Source organism: Streptococcus mitis, assembly GCF_946188685.1.
GTDB classification, from domain to species: domain Bacteria; phylum Bacillota; class Bacilli; order Lactobacillales; family Streptococcaceae; genus Streptococcus; species Streptococcus mitis_CC.
The window spans coordinates 1-26,008 of sequence record NZ_CAMHWH010000001.1; the positions used below are offsets into that span (position 1 = coordinate 1).

A 26,008-nucleotide genomic window follows, 5' to 3' on the forward strand; every position below is an offset into this window, starting at 1 on the left:
ATCATCATAAGTTAATTTCATAATAAAAGCCCCCCAAAAGTTAGATTTTTTCTGTCTAACTTTTGGGGGGCAGTTCACTGCAACTGCTTTTCTATTCTTGCATGGTGTAACCGACACCACGCACGGTTTTAATGTAGCTTTTTTGACCTTTTACATCAAGCTTGCTACGTAGATAACGGATATAGACATCCACGATATTTGTTTCGGTCGCACTTTCATACTTCCAGACGCTTTCCAACAACTGCTCACGAGTCAGAACTTTCTTGCTCCCCATAAGAGTAGCCAAAAGGTCATACTCACGGCGCGTCAGAGCAATCATTTCCTCGCCACGATAAACGGTATGATGTTCTACATCCATACGCAGATTGCGGTAAGACGTTGGAACCTTCATCTGACTACAGTGTTGGTCGATAAAGTCCCGACCTCGGAAAATCGCTGAAATACGATCCACCAGATTCTCAATAATAACCGGCTTATAGATGTAAGAAACGGCAAAGTGTTGGATTGTCTCAATCTGATCTTGCAATTCTTCGCGATGGTCCAAGACCATAATCACTGAGGCTGGCTTAGTCCGACTTAGCTTATCTGCAAAATCCTGGGCTGTCATATCCCCAAGTTGAGCATTCAATAAAATCAAGTCATAGTCTGTCTGAAGAGCCATGGAGAGGGCTTTTTGCCCCTCCTCAACCTGATCAACTCGGTATTGCTCTTTTTGGAGTTCCAAACTTAAAAAATGAGCTAGATTTCTTTCTTTCTCAAGTAATAAAATCCGTTTCCCCATGGCAGACCTACTTATTTTTCGTCATACCAAGAGTAGTGGAATGTTCCTTCTTTGTCTTTACGTTGGTAAGTGTGGGCACCAAAGTAGTCACGTTGCGCTTGGATCAAGTTAGCTGGAAGGTCAGCTGAACGGTAGCTATCAAAGTAAGTAATCGCTGCTGAGAAAGTTGGCACTGGCACACCAGCTTGAACAGCAAGAGCTACGATATCACGCACTGCTTGTTGGTACTTAGCAGTAACATCCAAGAAGTACTCATCCAAAAGAAGGTTAGCAAGGTCTGCATCACGGTTGTAAGCATCTGTAATCTTTTGCAAGAAACGAGAACGGATGATACAGCCATCACGCCAGATAGATGCGATATCTGCAAATGGCAAATTCCAGTTGTTTTCTTTAGAAGCTACACGCAATTGCGCAAAACCTTGTGCGTATGAAATGATTTTTGAGAAGTAAAGGGCTTGACGAATCTTTTCAATCAACTCAGCCTTGTCTCCTTCAAATTTGAAGGCAGCTGGTTTTGGAAGAACCTTGCTAGCATGTACACGTTCTTCTTTGTAAGTTGAAATGTAACGTGCAAATACTGACTCAGTGATGAGTGACAATGGCACACCAAGGTCAAGTGATGATTGACTAGTCCATTTACCAGTTCCCTTGTTACCTGCAGCATCAAGGATGTAGTCTACGATTGGTCCATCTTGGCCTTCATCGTCTTTACGGCTCAAGATATCAGCTGTGATTTCGATCAAGTAGCTGTCCAATTCGCCCTTGTTCCACTCAGTAAAGATTTCAGCCATGTCTTCTGCAGAAAGGCCTAGCAAGTGTTGCATCAAGTCATAGCTTTCTGCGATCAATTGCATATCCCCATACTCGATACCGTTGTGAACCATTTTCACATAGTGACCAGCCCCATCAGGACCGATGTAAGTCACACATGGTTTGCCATCTTCTGGTGCTTTAGCTGAGATTTCTTCAAGAACGTCAGCAACCAATTCGTAGGCTTCTTTTTGTCCACCTGGCATGATAGAAGGACCTTCAAGGGCACCTTTTTCACCACCAGAAACCCCAGTACCGATAAAGTTGATACCTGAGTTTGCCAATTCTTCATTACGACGGATAGTATCTTTGTAGAAAGTGTTTCCTCCGTCGATCAAGATGTCACCCTTATCAAGGTGTGGAAGAAGGGCTTGGATAGTAGCATCTGTACCAGGTCCAGCTTGAACCATCAGCATGATACGACGAGGTTTTTCGATTGAGTTTACAAAACTTTCAACATCATAGCTTGGTACAAAGTTCTTTTCAGGATGGCAAGCAATTACATCTTCAGTTTTTTCTTTACTACGATTGTAGATAGCAACTGTGTAACCACGAGATTCAATATTAAGGGCAAGGTTACGGCCCATTACGGCCATACCAACGACACCAAAGTTAGCTTTTGTCATTTGACACTCCTCTTGTTTAATTTGTTTTATTTTATCATTTTTACTTTTGAAAAGAAAGAATTTTGTAACGACTGCTTAGTAGTCCAAGTCATCCGCATGTCCAGAACCATTTCCAACAAAGTATCCTGTCTTACAGTTAAGGGTAAAGAGATAGGTTCCGTCTGGCTTGTAGAGGTTGTAATAACCATTTCCATTAACGATATTGACACGTTCGAGGATGTATTGATTTCCAGTGATATAACCACGTGAACGTGAAGTTGCTAGAATTTGTTCCAAAACGCCATCCGCGAAATCCCAAGCAGAGTTGTTACTATCATCAATAGCAGACTGATTATAAGAAACACGACTGGCACTTCTTTGAACAGCAACTCCCGCACTTGATACGCCCATATTGACTTCACTACGAGAACTTCTAGTTTCAGTTGATGCCGTATTTGAACTACTTGGGCTTGTTTCACTAGCAGTATTTTCACTTGCTTGACGAGAACTTGAGCTGCTAGTTTCACTTGAACTTGAGCTTGAAGCACTTGTTTGCTGGCTCTTACCAAGACTGATAGCCTTATCTAGAACTTTATCAAGCTCCGTATTTCCAGTTTTAATATCTGTAAATTTAGCATCCGATTTGACTTTAGCATTGGTATCCAAGACACCATCCACAATAGCTGGTTTTTCAAATTGTGCATTGACATCTTGAATGGCCTTGATTTGCGTTGCTAGACTATCATACTTAGATTTGGCAAGGGTATGTTCACGACTACCTTCCAGCTTATCAAGCAAGGTCTTAAGTTGACTCAGTTTATCAAACTGACTATTTTTCAAAGCAGTTTTATTGCTATCTGTATAGAAGCCATCATATAAATTATTGAATTCTTCTACATCTGACTGCGTATTTGTAGTTGATTGAGAAGTCTGGATTTCCTTGGTCGAACGGGTCACTTGACGATAGACATAATAAGCACTGACACAGATAACCACTGATACGAGCGCCAAAGCGGTCAAAACAAAACCTTTTTTACTTTTCTTTTCTGGGTCCTCTTGATCCAGACGAGAAAGTTTTTTCTCCTCTTCCACTTCCCCAGTCATTTCTGCTGAATTTTCATCCTCTAGTACTATAGGATCCCAGTCTTTATCCTCATCGTCCAGAGGCAGTGGAGGTAAGATAGCTTCAGACGATAGAACTTCCTCTGAATAGGCTTCTGACTCCTCTACAGCTTCACGCACCTCTTGAATCAAGTCATCCAGACTCTGTGTTTCGATTAACTCCTCTTTTTTGTATTGGCGAGTCGCAAACTTATCTGCTTCGATTTCATCTTTGTGTTGCTTGACATACTTGTCCAAAATGGAATCTTCAGGCAAGACTCCTGCTTCCACTTCTTCATTTTTACGAATAGCTTGACCAACTGTTAACTCTTTTGCTTCATCAAAATCAAATCGCGGTTCTTGGTTTTCTTTTTTATGACGATTCCGTCTTTTCTTACTCATGAGTTTTCCTTCCTACTTTACTTCCTGACGTTTAACACGCTGACCAAAATATTGATACAAATCAACTTTTAAAGTTCCGTTGTACAACTTACGTTTCTTATCCGCCTGACTACCGTACTTGGTCTCAAAGGCTTCATCACTGGTTAAGATAAACTTGCTCCACGTTTTCAGAGGAGCAAATACTTGACCCATCTCAGCATAAAGCTTGGTAACCCCTGCATCATCTGACAAGCGTTCACCATAAGGTGGGTTAGAGATAATCACTCCATTTATTTTATCAGAACGCAAATCCTGCACGCGCATCTGCTTAAAGGTAATATCTCCTACAACACCTGCTGCCTGAGCATTGGCCTTAGCAATTTCCACCATACGTGCATCGATATCACAGCCCATGATATCTAGCTCAAGCTCACGATCCACTTTCTTAGCTGCTTCTGTGCGAACTTCTTGAATCAAGCGATCGCTAATCCAGTTCCATTCCTCAAAGGCAAAGGAGCGACGCAGACCTGGAGCCATCTTTCTGGCAATCATAACTGCCTCGATACAGAAAGTTCCTGAACCACAGGTTGGATCAATCAAGGGCTTGTCTGGATACCAGTTAGAGAGTTGCAAAATAGCTGCTGCCATATTTTCCTTTATGGGAGCGCCACCTTTTTCCGTACGATAACCACGTTTAAAGAGGCTAGTCCCTGTCGTATCAATCATGACAGTTGCTATGTCTTTAAGAATAGAGACCTCAATTTTAAACTCTGGACCAGTTTCCATCAGAGGAACTCCTTCTGGACGGGCGTAGTGTTTCTGCAATTTCTTGACAACGGCCTTCTTTGAAATAGCCTGAACACTGGGTTCATTGTGTAATTTAGATTTCACACATTTAGCTTTTGAAATTGGGAATCGAGCTCCAAGCGGTAAATAATTTTCCCAATCTAAGGCGAAAACTCCTTGAAAGAGCTCCTCAAAAGTCTTAGCTGGGAACGTTCCTACGATAATTTTGATACGGTCTGCTGCCCGAAGCCAGAGGTTGGTTTCGATAATGGCTCTCACATCTCCTTGAAAACGAACACGTCCATTTTCAACCTGACAATCGTAGCCAAGCTCTCGCACTTCACGTCCCACAACAGCCTCAAGACCCGCCGCAGCAGTAGCGATTAAATTAAATTCTTTTTTCATTTTCAGTCTTATAAGACCTTTCTATATGTCCACTTTAAAAAATGAGGTTGAGAAAATTTCTCAGCCCCAACCTATATGCAATTTTCTATAAGCCATGTTTTGTTCCAGAAGCGACTAGGACCACTTCCTTCGATAATCATCTGTCTACCACTAACAGCCTACAGCTGGTAGCAGTCAGAGCACTACGTTCGTTTCCGTGTACTCCATGCCCCGACCAAAATTTGGGTTGCTAGCTTGAGGGGTTTACCGCGTTCCACTCTCTCCGTTTCCAGAAAGACTCCGTCACTGTGGCACTTTCAAGCCTACTCTGGCCTATCCAATAACTTAGCCATTTCAACTGCCGTAACGATTTCTCGTCCCTAGGCTTATGGTTTCGCCTAGCACAAACACTACAGGCATCACAGCCTGTGCTAGCATGGACTTTCCTCATGAAAAGAAATTCTCCTCACGCGATTATCCAAAAATTGCACTTTTCAAATAAGCTCTTATAAATCAGAGTTATCCAAAATTTGTTTCCCAAATACTTCTTTCTCAAGACGATTCAAACGTTTCAAAATATCAAAATTCGTCATAGAGCTTGTAGTTGCCGCTTCAAGAGATTCTGCTTGAACTGGTGAAGCCTTCGGTTTACGAGACAATTCTTCCTTCAACTCTGCAATTTCTTGACGGAGAGACTTGACTAAGGCAGCATAAGTTTCATAGTCCTTGATGACATCGTCCAAAAATTCATCAACTTCAACCTTACTATATCCACGAACTTCACGTCCAAACTCTTGCTCAAAAATATCTTTTGCTGAAAAAATAATACTTGCCATCTCTCTCTCCATTCTCGGTTTCTAATAGTATTATTATATAAAAAAAGGCAAACAAAAATCAAGGTCAAAGGCTTACTTTTCAGAAAAATTTTCTACTAGCTCATTTAAGTCTTCAAACGTTAACCTTTTTATGCGATAACCTTCCTGATTTTTCATCAAATTGTCTATAAATTTTAATTTGGTCTCATTTTCTGGGTCATAGAAAAAATAAGCTAAGTCAGTATTTTCCAGCAAAAATCGTTGGTAATCTCGTAGTTGCCCCATATGTTCATATTTAGGATAGGCATATTTGACAAAATCGACCTGCTTAAATTGGCTAAGTTTAAGCTGATTCGCTTCATTCCAATTTTCCCCGTGTGTTTCAAAATCAAAAATGGTCGCTAGGCTAAAATCATATTCTTCTTTCATTTCATTTGCGACATCAAGCACCCAAGATTCAAATCCCAAGTTCCCTGTAAAGACCAGCCATTTAATCCCTTCTTCTGCTAAATTTTCTAAATCACGGCGAATGGCTTTCTTTATAATTTTTAACCTGATATCTTTTTCATTAAACAAACCCAAGTCAAAATTAGAATATCCCATAATTAAAGCTGTAGTCATTTTTACACCTTTCTTTCTATTTTTATGGTATAATAGAGTGATGTTATTGTACCAATAAGGAGAAATATGGTCAACTATCCTCATAAAATTTCATCAAAAAAAAGCCAAACATCCATTTCTCAACCAAAAAATTTCGCAAATCGAGGAATGACTTTTGAAAAGATGATCAACGCCACAAACGACTACTATCTTACGCATGGCATGGCAGTTATCCATAAAAAGCCAACGCCTGTTCAGATCGTTCGAGTAGACTATCCTCAACGTAGTCGAGCCAAAATTGTAGAAGCCTATTTTAGACAAGCTTCCACAACAGATTACTCTGGCGTGTATAGAGGACATTACATTGACTTTGAAGCCAAGGAAACACGACAAAAGAATGCTATTCCAATGAAAAACTTCCATCTTCACCAGATTCAACATATGGAACAAGTTCTAAAACAGCAGGGGATTTGCTTCGTACTACTTCATTTTTCTTCTCAACAAGAAACTTATTTGTTGCCGGCACTTGATTTGATTCGCTTTTATCATCAAGATAAGGGCCAAAAATCAATGCCACTTGGATATATCAAAGAATACGGATATTTAGTAAAGCAAGGAGCTTTCCCTCAAATTCCCTATCTAGATATTATCAAAGAACATTTACTAGGTGGTAAAACAAGATGAACAAACAAACTATTCTGCGATTCTTAAAGTATATTGGAATTACATTTCTTACCTTATTTATCGCATTATTTCTATTAGGTGGAGGTGCCTTCCTCTACTTTGTTAGCAAGGCTCCAGCCTTATCTGAAAGTAAATTAGTTGCGACAACCTCTAGCAAGATTTATGACAACAAAAACGAACTGATTGCTGACCTTGGATCTGAACGTCGCGTAAATGCTCAGGCAAATGAAATTCCTACTGACTTAGTCAAGGCAATTGTGTCTATCGAAGACCACCGTTTCTTTGATCATAGAGGTGTTGATACTATTCGTATCATGGGGGCAGCATTGAGAAATCTACAAGGAGGAGGTCTACAAGGTGCCTCAACCTTGACACAACAATTAATTAAATTGACTTATTTTTCTACTTCAACTGCTGATCAAACCTTGTCACGTAAAGCTCAAGAAGCTTGGCTAGCCGTTCAACTAGAGCAAAAAGCAACCAAGCAAGAAATCCTGACCTATTACATCAATAAAGTCTACATGTCCAACGGTAACTATGGAATGCAAACCGCAGCCCAAAATTACTATGGAAAAGACTTGAAGGACTTAAGCTTGCCACAGTTAGCACTCTTGGCTGGAATGCCTCAAGCTCCAAACCAATATGATCCTTATTCCCATCCAGAAGCTGCTCTAGAGCGTCGTAACTTGGTACTTTCAGAAATGAAAGGGCAAAAATACATTAGTGCAGAAGATTATGAAAAAGCTATTAATACTCCCGTCACTGACGGTCTCCAAAGTTTGAAGTCAGCCAATAGTTATCCAGCTTATATGGACAACTACCTCAAAGAAGTAATCGACCAAGTTGAACAAGAAACTGGTTACAACCTTCTTACTACAGGTATGGAAGTCTATACTAATGTCGACAAAGATGTTCAGCAGCGACTTTGGGATGTTTATAACACAGATGAGTATGTCGCTTATCCAGATGATGAACTTCAAGTAGCTTCTACTATCGTTGATGTAACAAATGGTAAAGTCATTGCTCAGTTAGGTGCCCGTCACCAATCAAGTAATGTATCTTTCGGAATCAACCAAGCCGTTGAAACCAACCGTGACTGGGGTTCTACTATGAAACCAATCACTGACTATGCTCCCGCTTTAGAATATGGAGTCTATGACTCTACTGCAACTATAGTACATGATGTTCCTTATAACTATCCAGGTACTGATACTCCCGTCTACAACTGGGATAAAGGCTACTTTGGAAACATTACAATCCAGTATGCACTTCAACAGTCACGTAATGTCACAGCCGTTGAAACTTTGAATAAGGTCGGTCTAGATAGAGCTAAAACTTTCCTAAATGGCTTAGGTATCAATTATCCAAGCATCCACTATGCAAACGCCATTTCAAGTAATACAACTGAATCTAACAAACAATACGGTGCAAGCAGTGAAAAAATGGCTGCTGCTTATGCTGCCTTTGCCAACGGTGGAATTTACCACAAACCCATGTATATCAATAAGGTCGTCTTCAGTGACGGTAGTGAAAAAGAATTTTCAGATGCTGGTACACGAGCTATGAAAGAAACAACTGCTTACATGATGACCGAAATGATGAAAACCGTCTTGGCATACGGAACTGGTCGTGGAGCCTATCTCCCATGGTTAGCGCAAGCTGGTAAGACAGGTACTTCTAACTACACAGATGATGAAATTGAGAAACACATCAAGAACACTGGCTATGTAGCTCCAGATGAAATGTTTGTTGGTTATACTCGTAAGTATTCTATGGCTGTATGGACAGGTTATTCGAATCGTTTAACTCCTATCGTTGGAGATGGTTTCCTAGTTGCAGCTAAGGTTTATCGCTCAATGATAACGTATCTATCAGAAGATACTCATCCAGAAGACTGGACGATGCCAGACGGAGTTTTCAGAAACGGGGAATTTGTATTCAAAAATGGAGCTCGCCCAATATGGACTGAACCCTCTACTCAACAATCCTCAACAGCTGAAAGTTCAACTACACAGGCAAGTACTACGATTGGTCAACAACCCAATAATGCTCCAGCAACCGATCCTAATCAAGGACAAGCTGGTCAGACTGTTCAGCCGACACAATCAGTACAACCAACGCCACAAAATCCACAAGTTCAACAGCAACCACAACAGTGAGATGAAAGAAAATCCTGAGCCTTTATTCTCAGGATTTTTTCTTCAACAAAATAGAATCTATCATATCTAAAAGCGATGATCGGCACCAATTCATTTTCGATAAACCAAAAGAAGTTAGCGAACAACTAACTTCTTTTTATCTTATTTCACATGTTTTGCGAGCTCTTCTTGCGCTTTTTTATTGGACTCTTCTTTTTCTTTCATCCATTTATCTTGGGCTTTTTGGTATTCATCTGCAGTGACTGCCTTGTCTTGAAGTTCAAGGTATTTATACAAGAGTGGTTCACTTGTTCCTTTGTTTCCTGACAATGCAAATGGTATTGTAAATGGTACCATCTTAGACAAGATTGGACGCCCTGTACGAGATGTAGTTGGAATAATCAAAGCACTATCTGTCAACCAAGCTTGAGCTGCAGCGTATTTATCATATCGTTTAGCAACATCTATAGACTCATCACCAGCTTCAGTAACCAATTTCTCGTAGTCATATAGACCTACTTTTTTAGCAGCTACATTATCTTTCCCTGAGTCAAATCCTAAATATGTTTTAGTACTTTCTCCTACAGATGGTTTGATGATATCAAGGTAAGTTGATGGATCGGCAAAGTCTGGACCCCAACCGACATTATCTGATAAATCCCAGTCTTCGCCAGCAGCATTTTCAGCAAAATATGTAATATTGTTTACTTCATCTTTTTGTAGTTGTTGAATATCAATAATGACATTATCAGTTCCTAAAGTCGCTTCCAAGGATTGTTTCATAGATTGCACGCGCTGAACTTTTGTAGTTGCTGTTTGGTCAACAGGCATATCTAGGTGAATTGGGAATTGGACTCCTTCTGCTTGTAAGGCTGATTTAGCTTTAGCAAATTCAGCCTTGGCTTTCTCTGGATTGTAAAGGCCATCCTGAGAATCTGCAAGATTAACATCCTTCCATTCATCCCCATAAGTGATCAATTTCTCTTTGACCATATCGCCAAAATTTTTACCATCTGCTTGAACAAATGTTGGTGGAACAAAGAGATTACGTAAGATTTTGCTTGCTCCAGTTTCTCCATTCAACTGAGAGGCATAGGCTGTACGGTCAAAACCAAAGGCAATAGCCTGACGGAAATCCTTGTTTAAAAGAGCCTTTTTCGTAGATGTTTTTTGTTCTTCGCTGGTCTTAGATGTGTATTTATAAGATTGGCGGTCAATATTTGTTCCCACTAGATACGTAACAGAGTCTTGTTGAGTATAGACAATATTGTCTTTCAGCTCTTTTTCAAGTTCTGCAAAACTTGCACTTGTTGGATAGAGACGAGCTGCTGTAAGGCTACCATCTTTAAAGTTTTCTGCTGGTTTGCTAGTATCTTGACCATCCCAGAATGACAATTTGATCTTGTCAATATGCACATTATCCTTATCCCAGTAGTTCGGATTTTTCGCAAATTCAACAGAGGATTTGGTCACAATGGATTTCAACAAATAAGGACCATTGTACAAGATACTACTTGGATCCGTAGCTTTGGCAAAATCATCCCCTTTTGAGTTCAAAAACTCTTCATTGACTGGCGCAAGAACACCCATGGTCGTTTTAGAATTCCAAAAGCTTTCAGGTTTGTTCAACGTGTATTGGACTGTTTGATCGTCAAGAGCTTTAATCCCAACTTGAGAGAAATCTTTAATTTCCCCTTTAGCATAAGCATCCAGACCTTTGATCGAATCTTGTACCAAGTAAAGGGCTTCTGCTTTCTTATCTGTTGCATATTTAAGACCTGTCACAAAGTCCTGAGCCTTAACAGGAGCATACTCTTCCCCTTCAGATGTGTACCACTTGGCATCCTGACGAATCTTATAAGTATAAGTCAAGCCATCCTTAGAAACTGACCAGTCCTCTGCCATTGAGGGAATAAGGTTCCCGTATTTATCATTTTCAAGCAATCCATCAATCACATTACTAGTAATGTCGGCAGTTGCTGCCTTACCAGTTGTCAAATAGTTGAGATTATCTGGATGTGTCTCGTATGTAAATGCAAAGGTCTGCTCACCTTTAGTAGCAGAACCACCCGAGCAAGCCGCTAAGACACCTGCTGCTAATAAAGTTACTCCCGCAAAAGCCAATACTTTCCTTGTTTTCATAGTCTTCTCCTTTGTTTTTTTATTCATTATAGCCCCTTTTTTGAGTCCTGTCAATACAATTTTCTGAATTTTTGAAAATTATTTTTTAAACAATAACTTCGCAAAAATATGAATAATATCAAAAACCCCTCAACTACATTACGTAGTCAAGGAATTATTGATCATATTTGTAAATAGCAACTGATAACAGTTCTAGGTGTTTAATCTAACTCATTTCTTGCACACTGTAAAGCTGCTCCAATTACTTGGTGCATATCGTAATAACGATAGTGTCCTAAACGACCACCAAAGATAACATTCCCTTGCTCATCAGCCAATTTTTTATATGATTTATACAAATGATTATTACGATCATTATTTACTGGATAATAAGGCTCATCACCTTTTTCCCATGTTTTAGAATGTTCTTTAGTAATGATCGTCTTTGCTTGATTCCCAAACTCAAAATGTTTGTGTTCAATAATGCGAGTATATGGAGTTTCTGAATCCGTATAGTTCACAACTGCATTTCCTTGGTAATTCTCCATATCCAAGGTCTCATTTTCAAAACGAAGACTACGATACTCTAGTTCACCCAACTTATAGTCAAAGAATTCATCAATCATACCAGTAAAGACAATCTTAGGGAAGTCTTTCAGATATTGTTCTTTATTCGCAAAGAAATCAACATTTGTTTCTACATCAATGTTTTCATGATCCAACATTTTTTCAACTATTTGAGTGTAACCACCAATTGGAATCCCTTGATAGGTATCATTAAAATAGTTGTTATCGTAGGTCAGGCGTACTGGCAAACGGCGAATGATAAAGGCTGGAAGTTCTGTAGTTGGCTTGCCCCACTGTTTCTCTGTATAATCTTTGATTAATTTTTCGTAGATGTCTGTACCTACAAGAGAAATAGCCTGTTCTTCCAAATTTTCAGGAGTTTTGCCATTTAAAACAGCACGTTGCTCATCAATCTTAGCCTGTGCTTCTGCTGGCGTCACAACTCCCCAAAGTTTATTGAAGGTATTCATATTAAAAGGAAGATTATAAATCTCATCCTTATAGTTTGCAACAGGGGAGTTTGTGTAACGGTTAAACTCAGCAAACTGATTTACATAGTCCCAAATCTCCTTGTCAGAAGTATGGAATATATGGGCACCATATTGATGAACTTGAATTCCTTCCTCTTCACGAGTATAGATATTACCCGCGATATGATTCCGTTTTTCAATGACTTTTACTTTTTTTCCTTTTAAGGCTGCTTCATGGGCAAAAACTGCACCAAAAAGACCAGCACCAACAACAAGATAATCGTACATAACCCCCTCCTTTTATTTTTTAACAAGCTGTTGTAGCAATTGTACAAGATGGATAACTTTAATAGATGATACAATTGTATATTTTACATCTTAAATCCGTACTTCTTGTCCATAGGCTTCTTTCAAAAGGACCTTGCTTTCTTGCTTAGATTTTAAACCATCATCCACACTAAACACGATATGCGAATGAATATCAATCATTTTGTCTTATTTTCCTTCCATCACATCATTGATTGCAGCCTTGACTGACTCTAAACTGCTATCACTTATCTCCATCATGTAAAGGTTGCTATCAGGCATGGCATAGGATGGCAAATCCATACGCCCTGTTCCTTTAAGATCTTGCGAATTAATCTTATAAGTTCCACCACTCTCAAGTTGGGCATTGGCCAGGTTCATCATGGTTTCAAGTGGCATATTAGTTTGCACGGAATCTTGTAGACCCTTTATAATACTGTCATAATTTTTCAAAGCTTCTGTCGAAGTTAACTTTTGCAGAATTGCAACAATGACTTTTTGCTGGTTACGACCACGATCTCGGTCTCCATCTGCCAATGAATAACGCTCACGTACAAAGCTAAGAGCTTGCTCCGAATCAAGATGAACCTTCCCTACAGGATAGAACTTCCCATTTGTATGAGCGGTAAACTCTTGATCATTATAGACATCAACTCCACCAAGTAAATCAATCAATTTCAAGAAAGAGGTGAAATTCAAACGAGCGTAATAGTTCAAGTCAATACCGTAAAGATTTTCCAGGGTATGAATGGAAGCATCTACTCCATAAATCCCCGCATGGGTTAACTTATCTTTTTGGTTGTTGCCTCCATCTGCAATTGGAACATAGGAATCACGAGGTGTGGTTGTCAAGAGAATCTTTTTCGTTTCGCGATTCACTGTCATAATGATATTGACGTCCGAACGAGAAATCGAGCTAATTGGACCGTAGGTATCAATTCCGCTGATATAAACATTGAAACTGTCACCTTTGACATCTTTTGGAGTTTCAACCGTCTTGGTTAATTCTTTGGTATAGATTTTCTTAATCTTTGAAGCATAGTCTGGATATTCGGATTCGATAATATTTTCAAAGACACTGTTTAGAAGGATCGCCTTTGTATCTCCAGCTAACAAACTCTTATAGGCTGCAAGATAGGAACTGCTTTCTTCGACTGTCAATTCCTTGTTTTGAGTCGCTTTCAGATCATTCATCAACTGTTGGATATTATCCTTATCCGTCCCAGTAGGCCCCATCACACTGGTTACCTGACTGATATTATCAATTGGACTATCTGCTAACACTGCAATACTCATCGAATAATTTGAGTAATTCGATGTTGCATTCAGGCGACTGGTAAAGCCAATGAACTGACTTACAGCAAAGAGGGAAGTTCCATTGATTAACACACCCAGTAGTAATAAAATCAGCGTTAGATTTTGAACTTTCTTAGACCGAATTAAAAAGAAGCACAAGATGGCTAAGGCTACAATTAAGACAGCAACCACTATATTGAGAAATCGGAAGGCCAGCATATTGTACTTGAAAATCAAAAACAATAAAAAGACCGCTAGTACTGCATAGATAGCTAGCAACCCCCAACTAATCAATATTTTTGTTTTACCCTGACGAGCTCGCTTCGAAGATCTACTCACGATATACCTCTATTATCAATTTTTATTTCATTTTATTATATCATAAAAAAATACACTTGTGAGATAAATCCGCTTAGGTAAGGCGTTTTTATCTTCTTTCCGAAACATTCTTTTTGATTTGCAAACAATTACATCAATAAATTTACTATATAGATATTAAAACGAGGCCCCTTACGGAACCTCGCTCATCTTTATTTAACATGATTTTCTGCTTCTTTTTGAGCTTTTTCGATTGCTTTTTTGCTTTCTTGCTCCCATTTGGCCTTGGCTTCTTCATATTGTTTAGTTGTCACAGTATCTTTTTGCAGTTTCATGTACTTGTAGTTATTGCCATCACCCTTTATGCCGACCAATGAATACCCTCTTGTAAATGGTGTTACTCTGGTCACAGATGCTGTTCCACCACTTGACATAGCTGACATAATCAGAGAATTATCAATCATCCAAGCCTGTGCTTCAGCATATTTTTCATAGCGTTTGGCTACATCTTTATTTTCACTATCTGCATCTTTGAGCATCTTGGTGTAAGTATCAAGACCCAGACTAGCAATTTTAGCTTTATCTTCCTGAGCATCTAGACCAAAAATCTTGAGGTAGAACCCATCCTCTGCATTGAAAGGATTGAGATAGGTTGATGGATCTTGGTAGTCACCTACCCAGCCATCAAAGTTCAAATCGTAGTCTCGATCAGCTGGTGTTGGTGCTAAGAAGGCTACGTTATTAAAATCATCTGTTGAAAGTTGCTGAACATCAATGACAATGTTATCAGCACCTAAAACTGACTCAAGGGTCTGCTTAACAGAGTTCATACCTGTCACAGCATTTTTACTTGTTTGATCAACAGCTACATCCAAGTGAATAGGGAAAGTCACACCTTGACTTGCCAATTCTTTTTTAGCTTCCGCAAATTTTGCTTGGGCTTTTTCTTTGTTAAAATAGGCATCCTGAGCATCTGCCAAGTTAATACCTGACCATTCTGTTCCGTAGTTGACCAATTTAGAAGCGACTACTTCTCCAAAGGTCTTGTCTCCCACTTGGACAAATGTAGGAGGCACTAGGGTGTTACGAAGGGTCTTGCTAGCCGCTTCTTCCCCATTTGACTGAGCAGAATAGGCTGTGCGATCCAAGGCAAAGTTCACCGCTTGACGGAAGTTCTTGTTCAAGACAGCTGTCTCAGTTGACTTCTTCTGCTCATCTGTTGTTTTAGCAGTGTGGTTGTAAGCCTTACGATTGACGTTAAAATTGAAGTACCAAGAAGTCTTGTCCTGCAAGCTATAGACGATATTATCCTTATATTTCTCCTTGGTCTTGGCAAAGTTAGAACTATTTGGATAAACCCCAGCGATTGAATAAGCTCCACTTTCAAAGTTACGGATGGTCAATTCTTGGTCTGAACCATCAAAGTAAGCCAATTTTACGTGTTCAATTGATACTTTGTCATGATCATAGTAATGTGGGTTCTTCACATACTCGATCGATGATTTTGATGTGAAATCTTTTAACAAATAAGGTCCACTGTAGAGAATGCTATCTGGAGATAGGGTACCAAAATCTTTCCCTTTTGAATTTAAAAACTCTTCATTTACCGGGAAAAGAATACTGTTGGTTGTTTTTGAGTTCCAGTAAGGTTCTGGGCGTGCCAAAGTATACTCAACAGTCTGGTCGTCAATGGCCTTCACCCCAACCTTAGAGAAATCAGAATCCACTCCTGTAATATAATCATTCAAGCCCTTGATCGAGTTTTGAATCAAGTCAATGGCCTGGGATTTATTATCCACTGCGTATTTGATACCTGTCACAAAATCTTGTGCCTTGACTGGGGCATACTCTTCACCGTCAGCCGTAAACCATTTGGCATCTTTTCTCAGTTTATAGGTATAAGTCAGACCGTCGCTTGAAACAGACCAGTCCTCTGCCAAAGATGGAACTAGGTTTCCGTGGTTGTCATTTTCAAGCAAACCATCAACTAGGTTAGTAATAATAGCTGTATTATCAGCGTAGTAGTCTAATAAGTAGTTAAATGTAGTTGGGTTTCCACTAAAGGTTGATGAGTAAGTTTTTGTATCTGAACCTGATTGTCCGCAAGCAGTTAACAGCAAGGCAGCTGCAACAGTCAGACCTGCACTAAGGATACGCTTTTTTGTAGTCATCTTCTTTCTCCTTTATGTTAGTTTTTATAACATAGGTTTATTTTACCAAAATAGTGGGAATTTGTAAAGTTAATTGAATTTTGAGAATGAAAGTTTATAAACTTTAGTCATAAAAAAACAAAGGATTTCTGCCTTTCATACAGTCCTCCCTTGTTTTTATACGATTTATCATTTAAATATCAATGAATTAACTGATAACCTAACGAAAGCAAGAATCTCATTCACGTTATTTTATGTGCTTTTCTAAATCCTTTTGATACTGAGCATTCGATTCCAGTTTTTCCTTTTGCCACTTTTTGAAGGCCGCATCATACTCTTTAGTTGTCACAATATCATTTTGAAGTTCCATTCCTTTAAAAATAAATGGATCCCCCTTAATACCGACCTGTGAATAAGCTTTGGTAAATGGAACAGTACGACTAACCATAGGAGAGCCCCCTGAAGAAGCAACTGGAATAAGAAGTGAACTATCAGTAACCCAAGCCTGTGCTTTAGCATACTTTTCGTATCGTTTATCAAGATTACTTGTCTCAGAAGCCGCATCATCCAAGAGCTTCTTGTATTCATCCAAGCCAACTTTTGCCACAACTTCAGGATCCTTGCCCTTTGTTATACCTAGATGTTTCAAGGCAGAACCCTTCTTAGCATCTAAAATATTGAGATAGGTTGCTGGATCTTGGTAATCTGGTCCCCAACCTGTTCCGTTCAAATCATAATCTTTTTGGGTTGGAACTTTAGCTTGAGAAGTAATACTTTCCTTCTCATTATCTGTCATTTGAAGAACATCTATAATCACATTCTCCGTTCCAAGCGTTTCTTCAATTGATTGTTTTAGCGAATTGGTTTGTTGCACCGCAACTACATCTGTCTGTTCTACTGGCACATCTAGATGAATCGGGAAACTCACTCCCTTAGCTTGCAATTCTGACTTCGCTTTTTCAAATGCAGACTTGGCCTTTGTTGGATTGTAAATTGTATCCTTACCATCTGTGAGAGTCACATCTTTCCACTGTTCTCCATATTTCAGTAGTTCATCCTGAGCCAACTGTCCGAAGGTCTTCCCAGCTACTTGAACGTAATTATCTGGCACTAGACTATTACGAATAATCTTATCCGCACCCTCTTCACCGTTTAATTGAGCTGTATAGGCGTGGCGATTGAAGGCAAAATTAATTGCTTGACGGAAGTTCTTATTGAGAAGAGCTTCTTTTGTTGATGTTTTTTGTGACTCATCTGTTTTAGCTGTTTTATTGTAAGACTGGCGGTTTACGTTCACAGTGAGGTAGTAGCTTGTTGCCTCTTGTGGACTATAGACAATCTTATCTCCGTACTCTTTCTTAGTTGACTCAAAGTTTGAGCTTGCTGGAAAAAGACGTGCAGTGGTATAGGCACCTTGTGTAAAGCTACGAATTAAGGATTCTTGATCTGAACCATCATAGAATGTCAATTTAACATTATCAATTTTGACATTGTCCTTATCCCAATAGTTAGGATTTTTTTCATATTCAATCACAGATTTAGAAATCAAGGACTTCAAAAAATATGGACCATTGTAAAGAATACTTGATGGAGTTGGCGTTCCGTAATCCTTACCTGTTGCATTCAAAAATTCTTCATTAACTGGAAGCATGGTTGCTGTGGTTACTTTAGAGTTCCAAAAACTTTCCGGGTTATTAAGGGTATATTCTACCGTATAATCATCAAGAGCCTTCACACCTACAGTTGAGAAGTCGTTTGTCTCACCACTAACATAAGCCTCCAATCCTTTGATGGATTTCTCAACCAAAGAAAGACCATCGGATTTTCCGTCTGCTGCATGCTTTAATCCGGTGACAAAATCCTGAGCTTTAACTTCCGCATACTCTTCTCCTTCTGAAGTATACCACTTCACACCTTTACGTAGTTTGTAAGTATAAGTCAAGCCATCTTTAGAAACTGACCAATCCTCTGCTAGAGAAGGAATGAGATTCCCATATTTATCATTCTCTAAAAGACCGTCGACGACATTACCTATTACGTCAGAAGTTGAACTTTTACTTGTAACGCTATAATCCAAGGATGATGGATCAACAGCATAAACATAAGAGAATGTTTTGGGAGCATCTGCATTCTTTTCACTTTTCCCACAAGCTGTTAAAAGAATGGCTGTACTCAAGGTCACTCCTGCTCCTAAGAGCCACTTTTTCGATTTCATAGGTAATCTCCTTTAAGAAAGTATTTTCACTATTATACCTTATTTTTTTATAAATACAAGAATTTTAGTGCGATTTGTTAGAAAATTCTAACAAATATTTTTAAAAGAGTTTTTTACACAACTTTTAGCAAAAAACCTCAAGCTTTAAGGCTCAAGGTTCTCTAACTTTTTAGTCAGTCATTTCCACACAGAAAGCATCCCATGGAGCTAAGATTTGTTTTTCAAAGACTTCTTGAGCTGCGGTATTTTCAATCAAGACCGATTTGACGTTTCCTTCTACGGTCAAGTCTTGCTCTTCATTGGACAAGTTAGCCACAACTAGAAAACGACGGTCCCCATCTTTACGGATATAGGCGAAGACCTTGTCAGCTGTTTCCAATAGTTCAAAGTCAGCTCGAATCAGCCAGCTATTCTCCTTACGAATTTGGACCAACTTCTGATAAGTATAAAAAATAGAATCTGGATTTGCCAGCGCTTCTTGAACGTTGATTGCTTGATAGTTTGGATTCACTGCCAACCAAGGTTGACCTGTTGAGAAACCAGCATTTTTGCTCTCATCCCATTGCATAGGGGTACGGGCATTGTCACGTCCAATGACACGGATACTGTCCATGATTTCTTCCATCAGAACGCCTTTTTCAAGAGCCTCACGCGCATAGTTGAGGGATTCAATATCTTCTACTTGATCCAGCGTTTCAAACGGATAATTTGTCATCCCAATTTCCTCACCTTGGTAGATATAAGGAGTCCCTCTCATGAGATGAAGCAAGATAGCAAAGGCTTTGGCAGATTTTTCGCGGTATTCATGGTCATTTCCCCAGATTGAGACAATACGAGGGAGGTCATGATTGTTCCAGAAGAGCGAATTCCAACCGTCCTCAACTCCTAACTCTGTCTGCCATTTGTTGAAAATCTCTTTCAACTTAGCGATATTCAGCTCTTTTTGATAGTGCCATTTAGGCTGACCTTCCTGATACTGAAGACAGATATGCTCAAACTGGAAGACCATAGACAATTCTTGGCCCTTTGGATCAGAGTAGAGCTTGGCAATCTCTGGAGTTGCTCCCCAGGTTTCCCCTACTGTCAAGAGATCCTGATCTCCAAAGGTCGCTTGATTCATCTCCTTGAGATAAGGATGGAGCATGGGACCATTATTAACCACCTTCTCGTCAGGAATTTTCCCAATCATGTCAATGACATCCATGCGGAAACCACCAATGCCTTTATCAATCCAGAAGTTCATCATCTCATAAACTTTCTGGCGAAGTTTTTCATTTTCCCAGTTGAGATCAGGCTGTTTTTTACTGAAAAAGTGGAGATAATATTGACCTGACTTTTCATCATATTCCCAAGCAGACCCACTAAAGATAGAATCTAAATCGTTAGGCTCATCCCGCCAGATATAGTAATCTCGCTCAGGGCTATCAGGATTTTCACAGGCCTCGACAAACCAAGCATGCTCATCTGAGGTATGATTAACCACCAAGTCCATGATGATACGAATATCACGCTTCTTAGCTTCCGCGATCAGTTGGTCCATATCCTCCATGGTCCCGAAAATAGCCGCAATCGCTTGATAATCAGCAATATCATAGCCATTATCATCCATAGGACTGTCATAAACTGGAGAAAGCCAAATCGCTGTAATTCCTAACCTAGCTAGATAGTCTAACTTACTGGTAATACCTGGCAAATCGCCAATTCCATCTCCGTTGCTATCCATAAAGCTCTTAGGATAAACTTGATAGACTACGGCATTGTGCCACCATTTTTCTTGCATCTTCTTACCTCATTATTTTAATAATCTGTAGTCTATGATAGCGCTTTTTAGAGTTTTGTGCAAGCGTTTGCCTAATCTTTTTAATTCCTTTTTTAACTCCATAGTTTCCTAACTTCCAATTTTTTATTATAATAGAGGTCAGAGGTAAAAAAATGAAAAAACAAGCTTTTAGTTCTGAACAATATTTGAATCTACAGCGCGATCACATTTTGGAGCGCATTAACCAATTTGACGGCAAGCTCTACTTGGAGTTTGGTGGCAAAATGTTAGAAGATTTCCACGCTGCTCGTGTACTTCCTGGTTATGAGCCTGACAATAAAATCAAGCTCTTGCAAGAATTGAAAGAGCAGGTTGAGGTTGTGATTGCCATTAATGCTAGCAACATCGAACATTCCAAAGCACGTGGCGACCTAGGCATTTCTTATGACCAAGAAGTTCTTCGTTTGATTGACAAATTCAATGAACTGGGAATTTTTGTTGGTTCGGTTGTCATCACACAATACGCTGGCCAACCCGCTGCAGATGCCTTCCGCAACCAGTTAGATAAAAACGGGATTGATTCCTATCTTCATTATCCGATCAAAGGATACCCGACTGATATGGACCACATCATCTCTCCAGAAGGCATGGGAAAAAACGACTACATCAAAACCAGTCGCAACTTGATTGTCGTAACTGCTCCTGGTCCTGGTTCTGGAAAATTGGCAACTTGTATGTCAAACATGTACCACGACCAAATCAATGGTATCAAGTCTGGTTACGCTAAATTTGAAACCTTCCCAGTTTGGAATCTTCCCCTTCATCACCCTATTAACTTGGCCTACGAGGCTGCCACAGCTGACCTTGACGATGTCAACATGATTGACCCCTTCCATCTCCAAACCTATGGAGAAACCACTGTCAACTACAACCGTGATATCGAAATTTTCCCAGTGCTCAAGCGCATGTTGGAACGTATCCTCGGTGAATCTCCATACGCTTCACCGACAGACATGGGGGTCAACATGGTTGGTTTCGCTATTACAGATGACGGGGCTGCTGTCGAAGCTTCTAAACAAGAAATCATCCGTCGCTACTATCAAACTGTTCTTGATTTTAAAGCTGAAAAAGTTGGCGAAGCTGCTGTCAAGAAAATTGAGTTGCTTATGAACGACCTCGGCATCACACCTGCAGACCGTAAGGTTGCTGTCGTCGCCCGTCAAAAAGCAGAAGAAACTGGCGGACCAGCCCTAGCCCTTGAATTGCCAAGTGGTGAAATCGTGACTGGTAAGAACTCAGAGCTCTTTGGCCCTACAGCCGCTGCCTTGATCAACGCCATCAAGAAATCAGCTAACATCGCTAAGGAAGTAAAACTAATCGAGCCTGAACTTGTCAAGCCAATCCAAGGTCTCAAAATCGATCATCTAGGTAGCCGTAATCCACGCCTGCATTCAAATGAAATCCTGATTGCTCTTGCTATCACAGCCACAGAAAATCCTGATGCTGCTCGCGCTATGGAAGAGCTTGGCAACCTCAAAGGAAGCGAAGCTCACTCAACCATCATCTTGACAGATGAAGACAAGAATGTCCTTCGCAAATTGGGTATCAATGTAACCTTTGACCCTTACTACCAATACGACCGCTTGTATCGTAAATAAAGATTGCAGCCTCTCCACTCTCGGGGAGGTTTTCTCTCTGTCTCAGGAGCCAGCTTTATGTTATAATGAAAGAAGAAAACTGAAAGGATTTACCATGTCAAAAGAAGTTATTGTCGAAAGTTTTGAACTTGACCACACCATTGTCAAAGCACCCTATGTTCGCTTGATTGGAGAAGAAACAGGGCCAAAGGGAGACATCATCTCCAATTATGATATTCGCTTGGTGCAACCCAATGAAGACTCTATCCCTACCGCTGGCCTGCACACTATCGAGCACCTCTTGGCCAAACTCATCCGTACCCGCATTGACGGTATGATTGACTGTTCACCATTTGGCTGTCGCACAGGTTTCCACATGATTATGTGGGGGCGTCATACCAGCGCTGAAATTGCGGCTGTCATCAAGGATTCGCTCAAGGAAATCGCTGAAACTACTACTTGGGAAGATGTTCCAGGGACAACCATCGAATCTTGCGGAAACTACAAAGACCACAGCCTCTTCTCTGCTAAAGAATGGGCGAAACTCATCTTGGAACAAGGAATCTCAGATGATGCCTTTGAGCGTCATGTCATCTAAACACAAAAAAGGAACCAGTTTTTCAGCTGGCTCCTTCTTTTTTATTCTCAAAATCTCTAGTTAAGCTTTCTCACGAATAACCAAACCACCATCTTCCATATCTGCTTCTAGGTGTTTGGCATCTAGGTGATCCAAATGGAAGTCTGTCACCTTATCACGAATTTCTTGTTCAACCACGCGACGGAGCGGACGAACACCCATGACTTCGTCATAACCTTCTTCTGTGATATAGTCTTTAGCCGCTTGACTGACTACCAAATCAATATCTTTCTTAGCCAAGGTTTGGTTGACTTCAGCCAACATCAAGTCTACAATCTTAGAAAGGTCTTCCTTAGTCAAGTGTGAGAACTCAATAACTGCGTTAAAGCGGTTAAGGAATTCTGGACGGAAGAATGGTTTCAAACGATCCATCAATTCTGGTTTATCTGCATCTTCTGTCAAGTTAGCTTCATAGCCAAATCCAGCATTTGATGTCGCAATAATGACAGTGTTCTTGAAGTTCACTGTATTTCCTTGACCATCTGTCAAACGACCATCATCCAAGACTTGGAGGAGAAGAGTGATCACTTGAGGGTCAGCCTTTTCAATTTCGTCCAAGAGAATGATAGAGTATGGATTGCGACGAACACGTTCTGTCAAGGTATTGCTATTGTCATCGTAACCTACATAACCTGCTGTTGTACCAATTAGCTTAGATACGGCTGTGCGGTCACTATATTCAGACATATCCAAACGGATAATCGCTTCCTTAGTTCCAAACATATCGAGAGCCAATTGCTTAGCAAGTTCTGTCTTACCAACCCCAGTTGGTCCTACAAAGAGGAAGCTACCGATTGGGCGATTGCCTTCATCAAAACCTGCACGATTACGACGGATAGCACGAGCTACAGCTTCTACCGCCTTATCTTGGCCGATTACCTTGTGTTCCAAGCGATGAGCCATATCTTTCAAACGTTCGATGTCTGATGCTCCCATTTGTGAAACCGGGATACCAGTCATTCGTTCTACAGATTCAGCCACATCGTTGACACTTGCAGTCACTTTCATATCTTCTGTGTGGTTTTCGATTTTCTTTTCCAATTCTGCAATGCGTGTTTTATAGTTTAGAGCAGCTTCAAAATCTTCTGCTTCAACCGCTTTTTCTTGCTTGTCTTTTTCTGCTTCAATTTCACGTTCAACAGCATGCACATCTGTTACTGGATGTTGAGCCGCCAAGTGAGCAGCCGTTACATCGACAAGGTCAATAGCCTTATCCGGCAAGCTGCGTTGTGGAATGTATTGGACAGAATAATCCACCGCTGCTTTCAAAACCTCGTCTGGCAAGATGACATTGTGGTGTTGTTGATAGAGATCACGAATTCCTTGAAGGATTTTAAAGGTATCCTCTGCTGAAGGAGCATTGACCTTGACTTCGTTGAAACGACGAGCAAGAGCTGCATTCTTCAAGATGGTGTTACGGTATTCGTCTTGAGTTGTCGCTCCAATAACTGTCAATTCACCACGAGAGAGAGCTGGCTTGAGAATATCCGCAAGCCCTTTAGAACCACTGTCTCCACCGATTGAGCCAGCACCGAGGATTTGGTGAATTTCATCAAAGAAGAGAATGATATTCCCTGCTTCTTTCACTTCATTGACTAAGTTTTGAACGTTTTCTTCAAAGCTACCACGGTATTGAGTACCAGCCTCAAGACCTGAGATGTCAATGGAAATAATTTCCTTGTTCTTAATAGCAGCTGGGACATCTCCGTTCACAATCGCTTGTGCTAGACCTTCGACAACAGCTGTCTTACCAACACCTGCATCTCCTACCAGAACAGGATTGTTCTTGGTACGACGTGAGAGGATTTCAGATGTTTCTTGAATTTCCTTGTTTCGTCCAATAACAGGATCCAACTTGCCCTCACGAGCTTCCGCTGTCAAGTTACGACCTAGTTTGGCAAGGACACCGTCTTGTTTCATACCTGAAGCCTGTTGTTGCATTTGTCCATCAGATTCTGCATTTCCTGGCAATTGACCAGTTGCACGATAGTGAGCAAATTCCTCAGGTGTCACTTCACGTCCATTAATTAAGTAGCGACGGTTTTCAGAACTGTATCCTCGCATACCACCCATCAATTGGTTAAATAAATCATCCATGTTGTTAAAATTATTAAAGTTGTTGTTCATATTCTTTACCTCATTTTGTTTACTTAGTTATGATTACTGATATTGACTATCTTTGACCTTTGTTTTAAAAAATTTAGACTAGCTAAATCGCTACTCTACGTACTATTTCTGGTTTTTCTTTTTCAAGCAGGAGTAGACTATCTTTACTTCTGAAGATTTCTAGATTAAACATAGACACACCTCTTTCTATTTTACTTTAAATACGTGTTCTAGTAAGGCTTTCATTTACCTTACGTTCATAATATACTACATTAGTCAGAAAAGGTCAAGAGATTTGACTTTAATTGACCAATATTTTTTAGAATGCAAAAACACCCTGAAATATCAGGGTGCTATTCTTACATCAAATATAAAATTGCTAGGGTCAGGAGACTTGCTAGAAGTCCCACTCCCCAAAAGAAGAAGTCAACCTTCCACTCGCTCCAAGGATTTCCTTTACCAGACAATCCTCCAAGCTCAAAATGGTGATGCACAGGCGTCATACGGAAAATACGTTTACCACCAGTCATTTTGAAATAACCGACTTGCATCATAACAGAAGTTGTTTCAAAGACATAAACAATTCCGATAATCAAGAGAGTCCATTCTTGGTGGAGAGCCATAGAGATAGCTGCCAACATTCCACCGAGAGCCAAACTTCCCACATCCCCCATAAAGACCTTGGCAGGCTTATGGTTAAAGACGAAGAAACCGAGCAGGCCACCAATCATGGCTAGAATCACCAGAAGAATATCCATCTGACCTTGCACATAAGCAATAACTCCATAGGCAGACAAACTAATCACAACGGAAATACTAGCCAGACCGTCAATACCGTCTGTCAAGTTTACTGCGTTTGAAAAACCGACTAGCCAGAAAAGAGCGAAGACAATATAGAAAATCCCTAGATGCACTTGGTAACCAAAGACTGAAAGCATATCGCCACCGCGCTCATAGAAAAGGTAGAAAACGACCCCACCTAGGAGCTGAAGAGCCAATTTTTGCTTAGGATTCAACCCCTCATTGATTTTACGAAAGACCTTGAGAAAGTCATCTAAAAATCCGACAAGTCCATAAAGGACCAAGATGAACAAAATCATTCCCACATTATTGGTCAATTGTTTTGAAAAAAGAGCAACAAAGAAACTCACCACAACTGCAGCAATGAGGAAAACAAGTCCCCCCATAGTTGGAGTTCCAGCTTTTGCCTGGTGCTGTTTGACATCCTCATGCATCTGCTGGCCTGTAATTTGCGCCTTTCTATAAAATTGGATAAAGGCCGGAATTCCTACTACAGTTAGTAAAAATGTCACAATTCCAGCACTGATAGAAATAAACATA

At 40.1% G+C, this 26,008-nt stretch carries 18 protein-coding genes, 1 other RNA gene and 1 pseudogene; 4 read left to right on the top strand and 16 right to left on the bottom strand.

Annotated features, from left to right (window positions below):
* Positions 1-91 precede the first annotated feature (91 nt).
* The 7 genes from N8N51_RS00005 to N8N51_RS00035 all read right to left on the bottom strand — a co-directional run bounded on the left by N8N51_RS00005 (position 92) and on the right by N8N51_RS00035 (position 6,284).
* Positions 92-781: a response regulator transcription factor gene (locus tag N8N51_RS00005; RefSeq protein WP_024056976.1), complete on the bottom strand. Its 690-nt coding sequence runs from the start codon at positions 779-781 to the stop codon at positions 92-94.
* An 11-nt stretch (positions 782-792) separates the two neighbouring features.
* Positions 793-2,217, bottom strand: a complete 1,425-nt coding sequence (gene gndA / locus N8N51_RS00010) for an NADP-dependent phosphogluconate dehydrogenase (RefSeq protein WP_000158778.1) — start codon at positions 2,215-2,217, stop codon at positions 793-795.
* 75 nt (positions 2,218-2,292) lie between these two features.
* On the bottom strand, positions 2,293-3,699 hold the full coding sequence (gene mapZ / locus N8N51_RS00015; RefSeq protein WP_261103302.1) for a cell division site-positioning protein MapZ: 1,407 nt from the start codon (positions 3,697-3,699) through the stop codon (positions 2,293-2,295).
* A 12-nt stretch (positions 3,700-3,711) separates the two neighbouring features.
* Complete coding sequence (locus N8N51_RS00020; RefSeq protein ID WP_084923658.1) at positions 3,712-4,869, bottom strand: THUMP domain-containing class I SAM-dependent RNA methyltransferase; 1,158 nt, start codon at positions 4,867-4,869, stop codon at positions 3,712-3,714.
* Positions 4,870-4,952: 83 nt separating this feature from the next.
* Positions 4,953-5,334, bottom strand: an RNA gene (gene rnpB, locus N8N51_RS00025) — RNase P RNA component class B.
* A 20-nt stretch (positions 5,335-5,354) separates the two neighbouring features.
* Positions 5,355-5,684, bottom strand: coding sequence for a cell division regulator GpsB (gpsB, locus tag N8N51_RS00030; RefSeq protein WP_192855371.1), 330 nt, complete (start codon positions 5,682-5,684; stop codon positions 5,355-5,357).
* A gap of 72 nt (positions 5,685-5,756) precedes the next feature.
* Positions 5,757-6,284, bottom strand: coding sequence for an SLOG family protein (locus N8N51_RS00035; RefSeq protein ID WP_125453128.1), 528 nt, complete (start codon positions 6,282-6,284; stop codon positions 5,757-5,759).
* A 66-nt stretch (positions 6,285-6,350) separates the two neighbouring features.
* On the opposite strand from N8N51_RS00035, the gene recU reads away from it, so the two are divergent.
* Both recU and pbp1a read left to right on the top strand, forming a co-directional pair.
* Positions 6,351-6,947: a Holliday junction resolvase RecU gene (gene recU, locus N8N51_RS00040; RefSeq protein WP_049544892.1), complete on the top strand. Its 597-nt coding sequence runs from the start codon at positions 6,351-6,353 to the stop codon at positions 6,945-6,947.
* Positions 6,944-9,106, top strand: coding sequence for a penicillin-binding protein PBP1A (gene pbp1a, locus N8N51_RS00045; RefSeq protein WP_261103304.1), 2,163 nt, complete (start codon positions 6,944-6,946; stop codon positions 9,104-9,106). Before recU ends, pbp1a begins: the two co-directional genes overlap by 4 nt.
* A 141-nt stretch (positions 9,107-9,247) precedes the next feature.
* On the opposite strand, the gene N8N51_RS00050 is transcribed toward pbp1a, so the two are convergent.
* From N8N51_RS00050 to N8N51_RS00080, 7 genes and pseudogenes are all read right to left on the bottom strand, one after another.
* The gene (locus N8N51_RS00050) at positions 9,248-11,227 is read right to left on the bottom strand and encodes a peptide ABC transporter substrate-binding protein (protein WP_084930228.1); all 1,980 of its coding nucleotides are present in this window, start codon (positions 11,225-11,227) and stop codon (positions 9,248-9,250) included.
* 200 nt (positions 11,228-11,427) lie between these two features.
* Positions 11,428-12,531, bottom strand: a complete 1,104-nt coding sequence (gene glf / locus N8N51_RS00055) for a UDP-galactopyranose mutase (protein ID WP_261103305.1) — start codon at positions 12,529-12,531, stop codon at positions 11,428-11,430.
* Between the two features lie 96 nt (positions 12,532-12,627).
* A pseudogene (locus N8N51_RS00060) lies at positions 12,628-12,732 on the bottom strand (CpsB/CapC family capsule biosynthesis tyrosine phosphatase); the annotation flags it as partial.
* 6 nt (positions 12,733-12,738) lie between these two features.
* Positions 12,739-14,184 carry an LCP family glycopolymer transferase CpsA gene (cpsA, locus tag N8N51_RS00065; protein WP_261103306.1) on the bottom strand — a complete coding sequence of 482 codons (1,446 nt, stop codon included), beginning with the start codon at positions 14,182-14,184 and terminating at the stop codon, positions 12,739-12,741.
* A 191-nt stretch (positions 14,185-14,375) separates the two neighbouring features.
* Complete coding sequence (locus tag N8N51_RS00070; protein ID WP_261034566.1) at positions 14,376-16,334, bottom strand: peptide ABC transporter substrate-binding protein; 1,959 nt, start codon at positions 16,332-16,334, stop codon at positions 14,376-14,378.
* Between the two features lie 226 nt (positions 16,335-16,560).
* A complete protein-coding gene (locus N8N51_RS00075; protein ID WP_261103307.1) occupies positions 16,561-18,528 on the bottom strand; it encodes a peptide ABC transporter substrate-binding protein in 1,968 nt (655 codons plus the stop codon).
* Between the two features lie 169 nt (positions 18,529-18,697).
* Positions 18,698-20,308, bottom strand: coding sequence for a glycoside hydrolase family 13 protein (locus N8N51_RS00080; RefSeq protein WP_261103309.1), 1,611 nt, complete (start codon positions 20,306-20,308; stop codon positions 18,698-18,700).
* A 152-nt stretch (positions 20,309-20,460) separates the two neighbouring features.
* Here N8N51_RS00080 and N8N51_RS00085 point away from each other — a divergent pair, with 152 nt between their 5' ends.
* Both N8N51_RS00085 and N8N51_RS00090 read left to right on the top strand, forming a co-directional pair.
* Positions 20,461-21,945: a DUF1846 domain-containing protein gene (locus N8N51_RS00085; RefSeq protein WP_261103310.1), complete on the top strand. Its 1,485-nt coding sequence runs from the start codon at positions 20,461-20,463 to the stop codon at positions 21,943-21,945.
* A gap of 94 nt (positions 21,946-22,039) precedes the next feature.
* Positions 22,040-22,522: an S-ribosylhomocysteine lyase gene (locus N8N51_RS00090; RefSeq protein ID WP_000032547.1), complete on the top strand. Its 483-nt coding sequence runs from the start codon at positions 22,040-22,042 to the stop codon at positions 22,520-22,522.
* A 60-nt stretch (positions 22,523-22,582) separates the two neighbouring features.
* Here N8N51_RS00090 and N8N51_RS00095 read toward each other — a convergent pair whose 3' ends face one another.
* Both N8N51_RS00095 and mraY read right to left on the bottom strand, forming a co-directional pair.
* Entirely contained in the window at positions 22,583-24,688 is a 2,106-nt protein-coding gene (locus N8N51_RS00095) for an ATP-dependent Clp protease ATP-binding subunit (protein ID WP_261103311.1), read from the bottom strand.
* Positions 24,689-25,026: 338 nt separating this feature from the next.
* Complete coding sequence (mraY, locus tag N8N51_RS00100) at positions 25,027-26,007, bottom strand: phospho-N-acetylmuramoyl-pentapeptide-transferase (RefSeq protein ID WP_261103312.1); 981 nt, start codon at positions 26,005-26,007, stop codon at positions 25,027-25,029.
* Position 26,008 lies beyond the last annotated feature (1 nt).

What these genes read in the sequence shown, in the direction of transcription:
- recU (WP_049544892.1), top strand. Translation starts at nt 6,351, where the DNA reads ATGGTCAACTATCCTCATAAAATTTCATCAAAAAAAAGCCAAACATCC.
- N8N51_RS00020 (WP_084923658.1), bottom strand. Translation starts at nt 4,869, where the DNA reads ATGAAAAAAGAATTTAATTTAATCGCTACTGCTGCGGCGGGTCTTGAG.
- N8N51_RS00050 (WP_084930228.1), bottom strand. Translation starts at nt 11,227, where the DNA reads ATGAAAACAAGGAAAGTATTGGCTTTTGCGGGAGTAACTTTATTAGCA.
- N8N51_RS00070 (WP_261034566.1), bottom strand. Translation starts at nt 16,334, where the DNA reads ATGACTACAAAAAAGCGTATCCTTAGTGCAGGTCTGACTGTTGCAGCT.
- N8N51_RS00090 (WP_000032547.1), top strand. Translation starts at nt 22,040, where the DNA reads ATGTCAAAAGAAGTTATTGTCGAAAGTTTTGAACTTGACCACACCATT.
- pbp1a (WP_261103304.1), top strand. Translation starts at nt 6,944, where the DNA reads ATGAACAAACAAACTATTCTGCGATTCTTAAAGTATATTGGAATTACA.
- gpsB (WP_192855371.1), bottom strand. Translation starts at nt 5,684, where the DNA reads ATGGCAAGTATTATTTTTTCAGCAAAAGATATTTTTGAGCAAGAGTTT.
- N8N51_RS00085 (WP_261103310.1), top strand. Translation starts at nt 20,461, where the DNA reads ATGAAAAAACAAGCTTTTAGTTCTGAACAATATTTGAATCTACAGCGC.
- N8N51_RS00095 (WP_261103311.1), bottom strand. Translation starts at nt 24,688, where the DNA reads ATGAACAACAACTTTAATAATTTTAACAACATGGATGATTTATTTAAC.
- mraY (WP_261103312.1), bottom strand. Translation starts at nt 26,007, where the DNA reads ATGTTTATTTCTATCAGTGCTGGAATTGTGACATTTTTACTAACTGTA.
- N8N51_RS00035 (WP_125453128.1), bottom strand. Translation starts at nt 6,284, where the DNA reads ATGACTACAGCTTTAATTATGGGATATTCTAATTTTGACTTGGGTTTG.
- N8N51_RS00075 (WP_261103307.1), bottom strand. Translation starts at nt 18,528, where the DNA reads ATGAAATCGAAAAAGTGGCTCTTAGGAGCAGGAGTGACCTTGAGTACA.
- glf (WP_261103305.1), bottom strand. Translation starts at nt 12,531, where the DNA reads ATGTACGATTATCTTGTTGTTGGTGCTGGTCTTTTTGGTGCAGTTTTT.
- gndA (WP_000158778.1), bottom strand. Translation starts at nt 2,217, where the DNA reads ATGACAAAAGCTAACTTTGGTGTCGTTGGTATGGCCGTAATGGGCCGT.
- N8N51_RS00080 (WP_261103309.1), bottom strand. Translation starts at nt 20,308, where the DNA reads ATGCAAGAAAAATGGTGGCACAATGCCGTAGTCTATCAAGTTTATCCT.
- N8N51_RS00005 (WP_024056976.1), bottom strand. Translation starts at nt 781, where the DNA reads ATGGGGAAACGGATTTTATTACTTGAGAAAGAAAGAAATCTAGCTCAT.
- mapZ (WP_261103302.1), bottom strand. Translation starts at nt 3,699, where the DNA reads ATGAGTAAGAAAAGACGGAATCGTCATAAAAAAGAAAACCAAGAACCG.